Origin of the sequence: Mycobacterium sp. (assembly GCF_035570115.1) — a bacterium.
Taxonomy (GTDB): Bacteria; Actinomycetota; Actinomycetes; order Mycobacteriales; family Mycobacteriaceae; genus Mycobacterium.
Genome location: NZ_DATMLH010000111.1, coordinates 24317 through 37222, shown reverse-complemented (window position 1 = coordinate 37222; position 12906 = coordinate 24317). Strand labels below are relative to the sequence as shown.

Sequence of the window (12906 nt, the reverse complement as noted above, 5' to 3'; positions counted from 1 at the left end):
GCTGCCGGCCCGGCTGCAACAAGCCGCTCACCGGTTTCGCCGTCCCGACCTCGACCAGACGCTGCGGCATCTGCTCGGCCGCTGATCACAGGCCGCGGCGCGCTGACAGCGCGATGTCGAATCCAACTGCGGCCCATAGCTTTTGGCTGAGGCCCAAGATCTCCACCGGCGCGTCGCGTGATCCACGAGCAATAATCTCCGCCTTGGCCCACTGAGCCTTGGCCTGATTGCGGGCAGCCATCACGAGGTGGCCCTTTACCCGCAAGGGCTTTGGCGGGCGCCCACCAGGAGCAGTTTTGCTACGTCAGCGACAGCCACAATACAAGTTTGTGAGCTGGCAAGGACAGCAGCCCTACCGCGTGATGCCCCCCGCGCGAAGTATCGAGGCCGGCGCTCGACTATCGCGTTCCTCGTCCAGGTAAGCGCAACAACGCCGAGACACCCACACCGGAAGGGCAGGAAAATGACTCAGTACAGCTGGACTGTGATCGGAGCAGGGCCGGCAGGCATCGCAGCCGTGGGGCGGTTGCTTGATCACGGGATCGTGGGCGAGCAAATCGCCTGGATCGACCCCGAATTCGGCGCGGGAGACCTCGGCACCAAATGGCGAGCTGTCCCGAGCAACACCCGCGTCGAGTTATTTCTCGACTATTTGACCGCCTCGCCGTCGTTCCGCTTTGGACAAGCACCAGCTTTTGAGCTGAACAATTTCGATCCCAAGCAGACGTGCCCGCTCGGCGTCGTAGCCGAACCGCTGGTGTGGATCTCGCGGCATCTTTGCCAACGGGTGAGAGCTTTTCGCTCGATCGCAACAGAACTGCTGCTAGCCGATAGGCAGTGGACCATAACCACGCAACACGAGACGATCACGTCGAAGAATGTGATCCTTGCAGTCGGCTCGGTTCCCAAGAAGCTTCCCTACGTGGAACTTGACGAGATTCCGATCGAGACCGCGCTTGATCCTGCGAAGCTGGCGCAGCTGCCGCTGGATGGCGCCACGGTGGCCGTGTTTGGCTCCTCGCACTCGGCGATGATCGCGCTGCCGAATCTGTTGAACACCCCGGTGAAAAAAGTGATCAACTTCTATCGTAGCCCGCTGAAGTACGCTGTCTATTTTGATGATTGGACGCTGTTCGACGATACCGGCCTTAAGGGCCAAGCCGCTGACTGGGCACGCGAGAACATCGACGGAACGTGCCCGCGACGGCTTGAGAGGTGCTCGGTCGGCGATCCGGAATTCGAGAAGATCCTTCAAATGTGTGACCACATTGTCTACACCGTCGGATTCGAATGCAGACATCTTCCACTGACTCCCCAATGGGGGTCACTGGAATACGACCCGACCAACGGTATTCTGGCTCCCGGGCTATTCGGGGTCGGTATTGCGTTCCCTGAGTACTGGATTGATCCGCTGGGAGCTGGCCAGTACCGGGTGGGACTGCACAAGTTCATGCAGCGACTCGACACTGCATTGCCGCTATGGCTGCGCTACGGCACATAGCAATGGACGAGCTACGCCGGGCTGGCGCTGCCGATGTGACTCAACAGGTCTCGGATCGCGCCAGCCGGCGGCGTTCGTCCACCCACCCAGATCGCCCGAAGGGCGCGTCGCAGATTCAGATCCGGCACTTGCACGGCGCGGAGGCGTCCCACGGCCAGATCGTCGGCCACGGCCAGCCTGCTCATCACCGCAGGGCCCGCACCGGCCAGGACCGCAGCGCGCACCGCTGCCGCGGACGACAATTCCAGCGCCGGACTCGCTTGTGCGAAGTCGTCGCCCAGGGCGCTGCGCAACGCGGCAGTCAGCGAATCGCGTGTTCCCGATCCCGGTTCCCGAGCGACCAGCGGGGTTCGGCCAAGTTCGGCGGCACTCACGCCTTTCGACCGCCGAACCCACTTATGGTCGGCGGGCACTACCACCATGAGTTCGTCGTACGCAACGACCCGGCTGCGCAACGCCGACAGCGCACCGGGTCTTTCGATGAATCCCAGGTCTGCAGCGCCGTCGCGCACCGCCGATATCGCGTGCTCGCTATTGGTGGTGGTGAGAATGACCTCCGGAGCCTTGCGGCCACTTCGGGCCGCCGTCGCTTGCAGTGACACCAGCCAGAGCGGCATCAGCTGTTCAGCGACGGTAAGGCTCGCAGCCACTTTCAACTTGCTGCGGCTCTCCGTGCGAAGCGAAGCCAGCCCGGCATCGACCTGCTGGGCGACATCCAGCAACCTGTCTGCCCACTGCGCTGCAACGACGCCGGCCGGGGTCAACTGGGTACCCCGCACGGTGCGGACCGCTAGCCGCACACCGGTCTGGGCCTCGATCGAGGTGAGTCGGGCAGATACTGCCTGCTGCGTCAGTCCAAGGTCCCGTCCGGCGGCCCCGAGGCTGGCTGTTCTGGCCACCGCCAGGAAGACTTCGAGCGCGGACAGTTCGGGCATGCGAGAACTCAGTGCCATGGTTAATCCAACCACAAGCTCGCTTTGTGATCCCCCAAGAACAAGCCCGCTACCGACATGGCACTGCGGGGCGCAACATCAGAAATATGATCCGCGAAGTCAAGGACGAGCCCGATTACCGCTTTACTCTGGCCAACGAGCGGACCTTTCTCGCTTGGCAGCGCACAGCGCTCGGACTGCTGGCAGCAACGGTTGCGCTGCTGCAATTCGTTCCCGGACCCGCGGTCCAAGGGATGCAATACATCTTGTCAACGGGGCTGGGAATTCTGGCTATCGCGAGCGCCGGTGCTGGCCTGTTGCGGTGGCGCCGGGTTGATCGAGCCATCCGGTGCACCGAGCGACTGCCCCGCAATCGCACACCGACATTGTTGGCGAGTGGCCTCATGGTGCTCGGCCTTGTCGTTTCGGTTTCGGTAGTCGTCAAGGCGGTGAACGGATGAGCGATCTGGTCGTCGCCTCGTTGTCAGCTAAGGAGCCGAGCTCGGAGGCAACCCGATCCGTGCTGCAAATGATTGATGCGAAAGCTGATCACAGGCCGCGGCGGGCCGCCCGGACGGCCGCGACGGCCTGTGGGTCGCCGTCAAATTCGACCTGCACGGCGTCGCGGCCCGCGACGAACAACACCAACTCCTGCGGTTCGCCGGTCACTGTGACGGCGTCGCCACGGCCGACGCGGGCAAGCTGTCGGCCGTCGGTCGTCCGCAGGACGATCGGGGCGGGCTGTTTCGTTAGCGTCATGCGGCTCAGCAAACCGAGCTGCCGACTCAGCGCGGCGACGGTCGATTGGTCGAGCACGCGGGGCTGCCAGCCGCCCTCCGGCCCAGCGGCGCGCCGAACATCTTCGTGATGGATGAACATCTCCCCGAGGTTGGCCACCGCGTCGAACAGCTTGAACGGCGAGTACACCGGCGGCCCCGACGCGACCATATCGACAAGGTCCTCCCAGCTGGTTGATTGCGCTGTCTGGTTCTGGACCTTGGCGGTGTAGCCGGCAAGAAAGGGAATCGTGATCCCGGGCGTCGCGTCCAGTCGCCGTTCCCGCACCACGAGGTGGGCCGCCAGGTCGCGGGTCGTCCAGCCCGCGCACAGGGTGGGCGCATCCGGCCCGACTATGCGCAGGGTATCGACGAGGGCGCTTCGTTCACGCTGAGCGGCGGTCATGGCCACACGATAAGCCAGATAGCGCGTCTTATGGCCGCGCTGCTTCTTCGACGACTTTGCTCTGGCGAGCGCGCTATAGTTCAGTAAGTTAAACTTTAATCTAGTGAAGTGAACCTGGGCCGGTCCAGGCAGGCGTGTTTGTCGTCGGTACTGAGGGGGATGACCGCGTGAGTCTGAGCGGTTCGGACTGGTGGCGACCAGATACTTCGAGAGGGGCTTCAGTGGCCAAGCTGGGCGCATTGTCGTTAGTACCGTCCGCAGAGTCGACGCCGCTGCGTCATGAATCCTGGTCAGATCCAGGGCAATTCGACGTATGGCGCATCGGTCTGCGACGAAATGTGCTGACCCACGTCGCCGAATTCGTGACCAATCGATGCGCGACCGAATTGGACCATGCCGGCGTGGAGGTTGCGGGCGACATCCTGCTGAACTTCCTCACTGGCGGCAAGTGCCTGCGCTCCACCTTCATGTATCTGGGATGGCTGTCCGGAGCCACCTACAGTGACGAGGCTCTCTACGCGTGCGCAAGCTTGGAACTGCTGCACGCCTTCGCGTTGCTGCAAGACGATGTCATGGACGATTCAGCGTCCCGGCGGGGGCGCCCGGCGGCGCACGTTCAGTTCGGCGAGTGGCATCGAAAGCGCGGGCTATCCGGATCGCCGCGGCGCTTCGGTGACTCAGCCGCGATCCTGCTTGGTGATCTCTGCCTGATCTGGGCCGAGCAGATGTTCCGCGAGAGCGGCGTCGAGCATCGTCGTTTGCAACAAGCGTTGCCGCGCTACGACGCCATGCGCACCGAGCTGGCGTTGGGCCAGTTCGCCGATCTGGCAAGCGACGTCCGCGACCTGCCCTCGATGGCGGTGGTGTTGGAAGTGGCGCGCCGCAAGTCAGGCAACTACACGGTGCGCCGGCCGTTGGAGATCGGTGCGGCGATGAGCGGCTGCAGCGATCTCGCCTTGTCGGGGCTGGGCCGCTACGGCACTGCCGTAGGGGAAGCGTTCCAGCTGCGCGACGACTTGCTCGGGGTGTTTGGCTCAGAAGCGGCAACCGGGAAACCCAGCGGCCGGGACCTCGTCGAGCGCAAGGCGACCAGTGTGGTGATCGCCGCACATCAACTGGCAGACGCGCCCACCCGCAGACAGCTCACGGAGTTGATGAATCACGGTGAACTCGACGACACCGCAATCGACCGTTGGCGGACGCTGATCGTCACGACCGGTGCCGTGGAGTGGATCGAAGGCTTGATCCGGGACCGCGTCGCGTCGGCGCGCGACGAACTCGACGAGCTTCGGCTCGACGAATCGGTACGGGCCGCGCTGGCGAACATGGCCGCCATATGCACGGAGCGCACCGAATGACACCGGTGACGGCAGGCGGTATTCGCTGATGCGGACCGTGCGGGGTCCAAGCGATCGGGTGGTCGTGGTCGGTGCGGGTTTTGCGGGTTTATCCGCGGCCCTGCATCTGGCCGGTCGTGGTCGCGAGGTCACGGTGGTCGAACGGGAAAACTGGCCCGGCGGACGCGCGGGGCGGCTGGATGTCGACGGCTATCGGCTCGACACCGGACCGACGGTGCTGACGATGCCCGACATCATCGACGAGACGTTCGCCGCGGTCGGTGAAACCCGTTCACATCGAGTGGATTTGATCGCGGTGGATCCGGCCTACCGCGCACAGTTCGCCGACGGCAGCAGCATCGATGTCCACAGCGATGCTGACCAAATGGCCAGCGCGATCGAGGAATTCACCGACGCCAAGCAGGCCGCCGGCTACCGGCAGCTGCGCGACTGGCTAACCCGCCTCTACCACACCGAATTCGACGGGTTCATCGCGAGGAACTTCGATTCCCCTTTTTCACTGGTGAATCCGCAGCTGGCTCGACTGGCGGCGATCGGCGGATTCCGCAAATGGGACGCGATGGTCAAGCGCCACATCACCGACCCACGGTTGCGACGAGTGTTCACGTTCCAGTCGCTGTATGCCGGTGTGGCGCCCCGGCAGGCTTTGGCGGTCTACGCGGTCATCGCCTACATGGACACCGTCTCGGGAGTGCTCTTTCCGCGCGGGGGGATGCGGGCGCTGCCCGATGCGCTGGCCGCCACCGCGGCAGACGCCGGCGTGCGATTCCATTACGGTGCCACGGTCACCGGCCTGGAATGCACGAGCGAGCGGGTGGCGGCGGTGTACACGGATCAGGATCAGCGGATCGCCTGCGACGCAGTGGTGCTTACCAGTGAACTGCCCCAAACCTACCATCTGCTGGGCCGCCAACCACGCCGGATCGGCACCCTGCGGCCGGCGCCGTCGGCGGTTGTCGTTCACATCGGCAGCCCCCGCCCGCCGTCGGCGAATCGCCCGCTGGCACATCACAACATCCTGTTCGGCGCGGCGTGGGAAGACACCTTCACCGACATCATCCGCGACGGCCGGCTGATGCGCGATCCGTCGTTGCTCGTCACCAGGCCGACGGCCAGCGATCCGAGCCTGGCCCCCGCCGACCACGACCTGTTCTACGTCTTGGCTCCGGCACCGAACCTCACCCGCGGTGTCGTCGACTGGTCCCGGATCAGTGACGCCTACGCCGATCAGCTGCTTGACACCGTCGCGGCGCGACTGGCTCCGGGCCTGCGCGACGGCGCCGAGGTGCTGCATGTCGTCAATCCCGCTGACTGGGCCCGCCAGGGTATGGTCGCCGGCACCCCGTTTGCACTGGCCCACACGTTCGCGCAGACCGGACCATTCCGCCCCGGTAACACGGTGCGTGGGATCGACAATGCGGTGTTGGCCGGATCATCGACCGTGCCCGGGGTCGGCGTGCCGACCGCGTTGATCTCCGGGCGTTTGGCCGCCGACCGTATCACCGGCATCGTCGACCGATCACAGCAGAGCGTCGTCACGAAAGCCGGTCTGTCATGATCCGCGGCGAGTTGGACGCGGCCGGTGTCGAGGATCCGGGCCTGCGCAGCGCGTATCGGCGCTGTCGGCAAATCAATGCCGCCCACGGCCGCACGTTCTTTTTGGCCACCAGACTGCTTGCGCCCGAACAGCGTCCGCCGGTCCACGCGCTGTATGGGTTCGCGCGCTACGCCGACGACATCCTCGACGACTTCAATCCAACCCTGGACACCGCGGCCCGCGCGGCACGGCTGCGGCAGCTATCCGATCGGTTCTTCGCGCGCGGCCTCGCCGCCCAGCACTCGGCTGACCCCGTCCTCGCGGCGGTCAGCGACACCATCCACCGCTACGACATCAGTGACGAATTGTTCGACGACTTTCTCGCGTCGATGAGGATGGATCTGACGATCACCGACTATCCCAACCGCGCGGCGCTCAACCTGTACATGAAGGGATCTGCCGAAGCGATTGGCCTACAACTGCTTCCGATCCTGGGCACGGTCGGCCCGGCCGAGCACGCCGCGCCGTATGCCGCAGCACTGGGCAGGGCCTTCCAGCTCACCAATTTCTTGCGCGACATCGACGAAGACCTCTCGCGCCAACGCGTTTACCTGCCCGCCGATGAACTGGCCGCCCATGACGTTGATCGCGACCTGCTGGTGTGGTGCCAGACTCATCGCCGGACCGATCGCCGGGTGCGCAACGCCCTGGCCGATCAGCACGACATCGCCCGACAGACCTACCGTTATGCCGCGGGCGGAATCTCGCTCTTGGCGCCGCGTTCACGAGCCTGCGTGGCCACCGCTCTGACGCTGTACGCCGAGATTCTCGACCGCATCGAAGACTGCGACTTCGCCGTGTTCAGCGGCCGCGCCACCGTCGGGACGGCGCGACGGCTGTCCGTCGCCGGGGCCGGGCTGCTGAGGTCATGGCGGGCGCGGATGATGCACCCGGCACCAACCGGTGATCGCCGATTCGGTGTGGCGTGATGGATCGCTGGCAATACCTCATCGTTCTTGCCGCGTGCCTGGCGATCACCTTGCCGTTGGAGATCTTCGGCGACGGCGTCTACCGCCACGTGTGGCGGGCCGTGCGCGCTATCGTGCCCGTCGCGGCGGTCTTCCTGCTCTGGGACGAGGTCGCAATCGGCGCACATGTGTGGACGTACAACCGTGCCTACCTCACCGGTGCGAGCATCCCGGTTCAGATGCCGATCGAGGAAGTCTTGTTCTTCGTCGTCATTCCACTGTGTGCGCTGCTGACCTATAACGCGGTAAGCGCCATTCTGGGGCGGTTCAACCGCCGATGACTGGCCTCGGGTACACCGCGCCGGCCGTACTGGCGGTCCTGGCCGTTTGCGCGCTCGAGTTTGTGGCGTTGCGCACCGGGCTTTTTCGACGCCCGGCTTACTGGTTGTCGATGGTCATCGTGGTTGGATTTCAAATCCTGGTGGACGGCTGGCTGACCAAGCTCAGCGCGCCGATCGTCGTCTACGACGATCGGCAGACCACCGGTATCCGTTTTCCGTTCGACATCCCGGTCGAAGATTTCCTGTTCGGCTTCGCACTGGTCACTGCGGTACTGCTGTTGTGGGAACGACAACATGAGCGGCGGTAACATCGGTCTGCCCCGCAGCGACGTGCCGGCCGCTTTCGACGTCGGCGCGTCCGCCTATGACCGGCTGGTCAGTGCCAACCCCGAATACCATGCCCACCTACGACTCTCGGCACGCCGCATGCGCCTGGCCGGCCGCGGGCAGGGCCTGCGGTTGCTCGACGCGGGCTGCGGCACCGGGGCGTCGACGGCCGCTCTGCTGAGAGTCGCCCCGCAAGCCGACATCGTCGCGGTTGACGCGTCATGGGGCATGCTGAAGGAAGCACAGGCCAAAGAGTGGCCCGCGTCGGTTCGGTTCGTGCACTCCCCCATCGAGGCGCTCGCTGAAAACGGCGTCGTCGGACCGTTCGACGGGATTCTCGCCGCCTATTTGGTTCGCAATCTGTCGGATCCCGATGCCCAGCTGCGTGCCTTCCGCCGACTGCTGCAGCCCGGCGCCACGCTGGCTGTCCACGAGTACTCGGTGCGCGATTCGCGGGTTGCTACCTGGGTTTGGCACGCGATCTGCTGGGGCATCATCATTCCGTCCGGCTGGCGGCAAACCGGCGATACGACGCTGTACCGCCACCTGTGGCGCAGCGTGCTGACATTTGACGGCGTACGGCAATTCCGACATCGGTTGCGCAACGCGGGGTTTGCCGCCGTACACAGCGAAACCGTGGCTGGATGGGAGACCAACATCGTCCACACCTTCCTCGGGGACGCGCCGCGATGAGCGATCGGCGCCGGCGGACGTATCCGGCACCACGAGGGCTGCCCAGCGCCGAGGCGCTGTCGTCGCGGCCGCGGGCGGTCGTCGTCGGTGCCGGAATCGCGGGCCTAGCCGCGGCGACGGGTCTCGCCGAACGCGGGATCGGCGTCGACATCATCGAACGCGAGGCGTACCTGGGCGGGCGGGTCGGAGCCTGGACCGAACAATACCGCGGCGTCGAGGTCGCGATGAACCGCGGCTTCCACGCCTTCTTCCGGCAGTACTACAACTTGCGGGCCTTGCTGCGCCGCGTCGACCCACAGCTGTCCATGCTGACACCGGTCGACGATTACCCACTGATCGACGGTGCCGGCCGGCGGGACACCTTCCGCGGTTTGCCCCGCACACCTCCGTTGAATGCGCTGGTATTCGCGTTGCGCAGTCCCACTTTTCGATTTCGCGACCTGGCCCGGATCGATGCTCGCGCTGCCGCGCCGCTGGCCGCGGTGACCGTGCCTGACATCTATCGCCGCCTCGATCACATCGACGCCGACACGTTTCTCAAGAGCCTCAATTTTCCCGAGGCGGCGCGCCATCTCGCTTTCGAGGTGTTCTCTCGCAGCTTCTTCGCCAGTCCGACGCAACTGTCGGCCGCGGAGCTGGTCACGATGTTCCACATTTACTTCCTCGGCTCCAGCGAGGGGCTTATTTTCGACGTCGCGAACGCCAATTTCGATACCGCGCTGTGGCAGCCGCTGCAGCGATATCTGACCGAGCTTGGGGTGCGGTTTCACCAGGGCACCGCCGTTGCGAGCATCGACAGCGGCTACCCGCGCAGGTTTCGCGTGCGCACCGATACCGGTGACCAACTGGACGCCGACGCCGTCGTGCTGGCCACCGACGTTGCTGGTCTGCAGAAAATCGTGGCGGCATCACCGGACCTCGGCGACGACCTGTGGCGCGCCCGGATAGCCCGGTTGCGCACCGCGCCGCCGTTCGTGGTGCACCGACTGTGGCTCGACCGCCCGGTCGCCGCCGGGCGGCCCGCATTTCTGGGCACCGCCGGCCACGAACCCCTCGACAACATCAGCGTCCTCGACCGCTATGAACACCAAGCCGCTACCTGGGCACGCCAATACGGTGGCTCCGTCGTCGAATTGCACTCGTATGCCGTGGAATCCGCGCGGCCGCGGGACACCATGGTGAATCGCCTCCATGAGCTCTACCCCGAAACCAGCGGCGCGCAAGTAGTTTACGAACGGGCGCTGCGTCACCGCGACTGCCCGCTGTTCGCACCCGGGACCCACGCGCATCGACCGGGGGTAACCGCACCGCTACCCGGGCTGCTGCTGGCCGGTGACGGGATCCGCATCGACCTGCCGGTGGCGCTGATGGAACGCGCAGCCACCACCGGCTGGTCGGCGGCCAACCAGATTCTGGCGCAATGGGGACTTGCCGGCCATGCCTTGTATACGGTTCCCACCCAAGGCCGCTCGGCGCTGTTGCGCTTTCTTGCCGGACGAGAAAGGCTTTCTCAGCGATGACTATCGGCGACTACATGCGGCGGCGCTGGCCCAAGGATTGGCCGCTGCAGGCCATCCCGCCAGTGGCGTGGGCCGGCCAGCAACCGACGTATCGCGATGCCCAGCCCGCGATCATCAACGCCGCGCTCGACCGATCACAGCGCAGGCCGACCGGCAACTGGTTTGCGTTCGCCGCGAGCCGCGACGTGCGGACCGGGCGGCCCTTCGGCACTCGGGTCGCCGGCGTCGAGTTGGTCGCCTGGCGCGATCAGGACAACCGGCTACGCGTGGGCCCGCGCAGTTGCCCGCATCTGGGCGCCGACCTCGCTACCGCGGTGGTGCACCGCGGCAACCTGATCTGCCGATGGCACGGTCTCTGCCTCAACGGCGACACGGAGGAATCCGGGTGGAAGCCGTTGCCCAGCCACGACGACGGGGTGCTGGCGTGGGTGCGTCTGGATACCGTCGGCGGCGAGGCGCCGCTCGATGAGCCGGTGATTGCGGCCCGGCCGGCCGACGACACGCTGCACGCCGTCACCCGCCTGGTCGGCGCCTGCGAGCCCACCGACATCATTGCCAATCGCTTAGATCCGTGGCACGGCGCGTGGTTTCACCCATACTCGTTTACCCGGCTCGACGTCCTGACCACTCCGACCGAGGAGACGGACCGATTCCTGGTCGCGGTGACATTCCGCGTCGGCCGCATCGGGGTGCCCACGGTCGCGGAGTTCACCAGCCCCGACGCACGGACCATCGTCATGCGCATCGTGGACGGCGAGGGAACCGGAAGCGTCGTCGAAACCCATGCCACGCCAATCGGTTTGGGTCCTGATAACCGGCCGCGTACCGCGGTGATCGAAGCCGTCATCGGCCATTCCGAACGGGCGGGATTCAAGCGTGCTCGACGCGCTGCCCCATTGATTTCCGGTCTTATGCGCTTTGCCGCGTCGCGACTGTGGCGAGACGATATCGCCTATGCCGAGCGGCTTTATCGGCTGCGGTCGGGCCCGACGTCCTGAGCCGACAGGCAATGAAGGGAATGCTGGTGGACAGCCGAGGTGACGTCACGGGCGATGCCTCCGAACACCGCGGCACGGAAGAGGCCAGACGCCGTCCAAAAGGCTTCACCGGCAAGGCCATACGGCTGAAACAGCGTACGTTGGCGATAACGGGACTGCCCGTCGCCGTCGTCACGTACCGAAAGCTCGAGCCATAGCCGGCCGGGCAGCGGGATGTCCGCGCGAAGCCGCAGCAGGTGAGGCCGGTCAATGTGCTCGACGCGCCACCAATCCAACGCCTCACCGGCATGCCGGCGGCACGGATGTCTTGGAGGTCCTAGCAGCGGTGCTGCCGACCAGCCGTGCTCGGCGCCGATCGACTCGAAAACCCGCCAGAGAGTTTCGGCGTCGGCGGGTACGCGGCGTTCCCACACCAGCTCGTGCAGTGGTCCGCCGGCCCAGGGCGGGTCGGTAGGCAGCGGGCGCGACGGTGAGTCGTCCCCGACACGCCCCCACCAGCGCGTTTGCAGCTCGCCGTCTGCTAGCCGCGCCAGCGCCAGTTCGACGGCGTCTTCGTAGGGGGTGAGCCCGCCCTCCGGATCGGGGATGTGCTCGGCGATGTCGTGCTCGCTAGACACCACGTCATTTTCCAGGGAGTCCATCAGCGACGAAGCCAGCAGGCGTGGCAGCGGGGTGATCAGGTTCACCCAGTGCGACGAGAGCCATGGAGTCAGCACCGGCACCGGAATCGCAATGCGGCGCCGCAGGCCCGCAATCGCAGCGTATTTGCGGATCATGTCCGTGTAGGTAAAGGTGTCCGGCCCGCCGATATCGAAGGCGCGGCTCACCTCGGTCGGCAGCTCCGCCGCGTTGGTGAGGTAGTAAAGCACGTCGCGTACGGCGATGGGCTGCACCTGAGTTCGCAGCCACCGCGGCGTGATCATCAGCGGCAGTCGTTCGGTCAGATACCGCAGCATCTCAAAGCTGGCCGAGCCTGCTCCGATGATCGCCGCAGCGCGCAGCTCCACGGTGGGAACTCCGGACTCTTGAAGCAGCCGTCCAACTTCGGCCCGCGACGCCAAGTGGTCGGACAGCCGCTGCCCGTCGGGGATGATGCCGCCGACATAGACGATGCGCGCAAGGCCGGCTCGTGCCGCGGCGCCGGCGACGATCGAGGCGGCGCGCGCATCGAAGTCGACGAAATCCGATCGCAGCAGTGAGTGCACCAAGTAGTAGAGAACGTGTTGGCCGTCCAGCGCTCGCTGCACCCGTTCGCCGTCTGCCACGTCGCCGCCGATCACTTCCACCTGCTCGCGCCATGGCACATCGTCGAGCTTGGCGGGCTGACGCGCCATCACCCGGACCTCGTGACCGGCTGCCAGCAGTGCAGGGACCAGACGGGCGCCAAGGTAGCCAGTGGCGCCGAATACGACGCAGCGCATCGCTTACTCCTTTGTTGGACAGGATTTCCACTCTTCCGGCACGACGCTATGCGGCTGCCGGACTCGTGCGCCGAAGCACCGATCCCTTCGTGGTATATACTTCAGCAGATTAATATTTAAGATTCTAG

Annotated in this window: 14 protein-coding genes; 10 read left to right on the top strand and 4 right to left on the bottom strand. The window is 65.5% G+C overall.

Going from position 1 to position 12906, the window contains the following annotated elements:
- Positions 1-85: 85 nt before the first annotated feature.
- The gene (locus VNW74_RS09835) at positions 86-241 is read right to left on the bottom strand and encodes a hypothetical protein (RefSeq protein WP_325676405.1); all 156 of its coding nucleotides are present in this window, start codon (positions 239-241) and stop codon (positions 86-88) included.
- A 222-nt stretch (positions 242-463) separates the two neighbouring features.
- On the opposite strand from VNW74_RS09835, the gene VNW74_RS09830 reads away from it, so the two are divergent.
- Positions 464-1501, top strand: coding sequence for an FAD/NAD(P)-binding protein (locus VNW74_RS09830; RefSeq protein WP_325676412.1), 1038 nt, complete (start codon positions 464-466; stop codon positions 1499-1501).
- Positions 1502-1512: 11 nt separating this feature from the next.
- Here VNW74_RS09830 and VNW74_RS09825 read toward each other — a convergent pair whose 3' ends face one another.
- Positions 1513-2454: a LysR family transcriptional regulator gene (locus tag VNW74_RS09825; protein ID WP_325676404.1), complete on the bottom strand. Its 942-nt coding sequence runs from the start codon at positions 2452-2454 to the stop codon at positions 1513-1515.
- An 86-nt stretch (positions 2455-2540) separates the two neighbouring features.
- Here VNW74_RS09825 and VNW74_RS09820 point away from each other — a divergent pair, with 86 nt between their 5' ends.
- On the top strand, positions 2541-2894 hold the full coding sequence (locus VNW74_RS09820) for a YidH family protein (protein WP_325676403.1): 354 nt from the start codon (positions 2541-2543) through the stop codon (positions 2892-2894).
- An 88-nt stretch (positions 2895-2982) separates the two neighbouring features.
- Here the strand turns inward: VNW74_RS09820 and VNW74_RS09815 are convergent, their stop codons facing one another.
- Positions 2983-3615: a TIGR03085 family metal-binding protein gene (locus VNW74_RS09815; protein WP_325676402.1), complete on the bottom strand. Its 633-nt coding sequence runs from the start codon at positions 3613-3615 to the stop codon at positions 2983-2985.
- A 173-nt stretch (positions 3616-3788) separates the two neighbouring features.
- Here VNW74_RS09815 and VNW74_RS09810 point away from each other — a divergent pair, with 173 nt between their 5' ends.
- The 8 genes from VNW74_RS09810 to VNW74_RS09775 are packed head-to-tail and all read left to right on the top strand — an operon-like array spanning position 3789 to position 11357.
- On the top strand, positions 3789-4973 hold the full coding sequence (locus tag VNW74_RS09810) for a polyprenyl synthetase family protein (RefSeq protein ID WP_414686643.1): 1185 nt from the start codon (positions 3789-3791) through the stop codon (positions 4971-4973).
- 28 nt (positions 4974-5001) lie between these two features.
- Complete coding sequence (gene crtI / locus VNW74_RS09805) at positions 5002-6531, top strand: phytoene desaturase family protein (protein ID WP_325676401.1); 1530 nt, start codon at positions 5002-5004, stop codon at positions 6529-6531.
- On the top strand, positions 6528-7499 hold the full coding sequence (locus VNW74_RS09800) for a phytoene/squalene synthase family protein (protein WP_325676400.1): 972 nt from the start codon (positions 6528-6530) through the stop codon (positions 7497-7499). The genes crtI and VNW74_RS09800 overlap by 4 nt, the downstream gene beginning before the upstream one ends.
- Positions 7496-7819: a lycopene cyclase domain-containing protein gene (locus tag VNW74_RS09795; protein WP_325676399.1), complete on the top strand. Its 324-nt coding sequence runs from the start codon at positions 7496-7498 to the stop codon at positions 7817-7819. Before VNW74_RS09800 ends, VNW74_RS09795 begins: the two co-directional genes overlap by 4 nt.
- The gene (locus VNW74_RS09790; RefSeq protein WP_325676398.1) at positions 7816-8127 is read left to right on the top strand and encodes a lycopene cyclase domain-containing protein; all 312 of its coding nucleotides are present in this window, start codon (positions 7816-7818) and stop codon (positions 8125-8127) included. Before VNW74_RS09795 ends, VNW74_RS09790 begins: the two co-directional genes overlap by 4 nt.
- Positions 8114-8839, top strand: coding sequence for a class I SAM-dependent methyltransferase (locus tag VNW74_RS09785; RefSeq protein ID WP_325676397.1), 726 nt, complete (start codon positions 8114-8116; stop codon positions 8837-8839). The genes VNW74_RS09790 and VNW74_RS09785 overlap by 14 nt, the downstream gene beginning before the upstream one ends.
- Positions 8836-10359 (top strand): FAD-dependent oxidoreductase, encoded by a 1524-nt coding sequence (locus VNW74_RS09780; RefSeq protein WP_325676396.1) that lies wholly within the window; start codon positions 8836-8838, stop codon positions 10357-10359. Before VNW74_RS09785 ends, VNW74_RS09780 begins: the two co-directional genes overlap by 4 nt.
- Complete coding sequence (locus VNW74_RS09775; RefSeq protein WP_325676395.1) at positions 10356-11357, top strand: DUF5914 domain-containing protein; 1002 nt, start codon at positions 10356-10358, stop codon at positions 11355-11357. The genes VNW74_RS09780 and VNW74_RS09775 overlap by 4 nt, the downstream gene beginning before the upstream one ends.
- On the opposite strand, the gene VNW74_RS09770 is transcribed toward VNW74_RS09775, so the two are convergent.
- Positions 11327-12778: a DUF2867 domain-containing protein gene (locus tag VNW74_RS09770; protein WP_325676394.1), complete on the bottom strand. Its 1452-nt coding sequence runs from the start codon at positions 12776-12778 to the stop codon at positions 11327-11329. The genes VNW74_RS09775 and VNW74_RS09770 overlap by 31 nt on opposite strands.
- Between the last annotated feature and the right edge of the window lie 128 nt (positions 12779-12906).

Coding starts and splice junctions, on each gene's coding strand:
- VNW74_RS09835 (WP_325676405.1), bottom strand. CDS start 241: ATGGCTGCCCGCAATCAGGCCAAGGCTCAGTGGGCCAAGGCGGAGATT.
- VNW74_RS09830 (WP_325676412.1), top strand. CDS start 464: ATGACTCAGTACAGCTGGACTGTGATCGGAGCAGGGCCGGCAGGCATC.
- VNW74_RS09825 (WP_325676404.1), bottom strand. CDS start 2,454: ATGGCACTGAGTTCTCGCATGCCCGAACTGTCCGCGCTCGAAGTCTTC.
- VNW74_RS09820 (WP_325676403.1), top strand. CDS start 2,541: ATGATCCGCGAAGTCAAGGACGAGCCCGATTACCGCTTTACTCTGGCC.
- VNW74_RS09815 (WP_325676402.1), bottom strand. CDS start 3,615: ATGACCGCCGCTCAGCGTGAACGAAGCGCCCTCGTCGATACCCTGCGC.
- crtI (WP_325676401.1), top strand. CDS start 5,002: ATGCGGACCGTGCGGGGTCCAAGCGATCGGGTGGTCGTGGTCGGTGCG.
- VNW74_RS09800 (WP_325676400.1), top strand. CDS start 6,528: ATGATCCGCGGCGAGTTGGACGCGGCCGGTGTCGAGGATCCGGGCCTG.
- VNW74_RS09790 (WP_325676398.1), top strand. CDS start 7,816: ATGACTGGCCTCGGGTACACCGCGCCGGCCGTACTGGCGGTCCTGGCC.
- VNW74_RS09785 (WP_325676397.1), top strand. CDS start 8,114: ATGAGCGGCGGTAACATCGGTCTGCCCCGCAGCGACGTGCCGGCCGCT.
- VNW74_RS09780 (WP_325676396.1), top strand. CDS start 8,836: ATGAGCGATCGGCGCCGGCGGACGTATCCGGCACCACGAGGGCTGCCC.
- VNW74_RS09775 (WP_325676395.1), top strand. CDS start 10,356: ATGACTATCGGCGACTACATGCGGCGGCGCTGGCCCAAGGATTGGCCG.
- VNW74_RS09770 (WP_325676394.1), bottom strand. CDS start 12,778: ATGCGCTGCGTCGTATTCGGCGCCACTGGCTACCTTGGCGCCCGTCTG.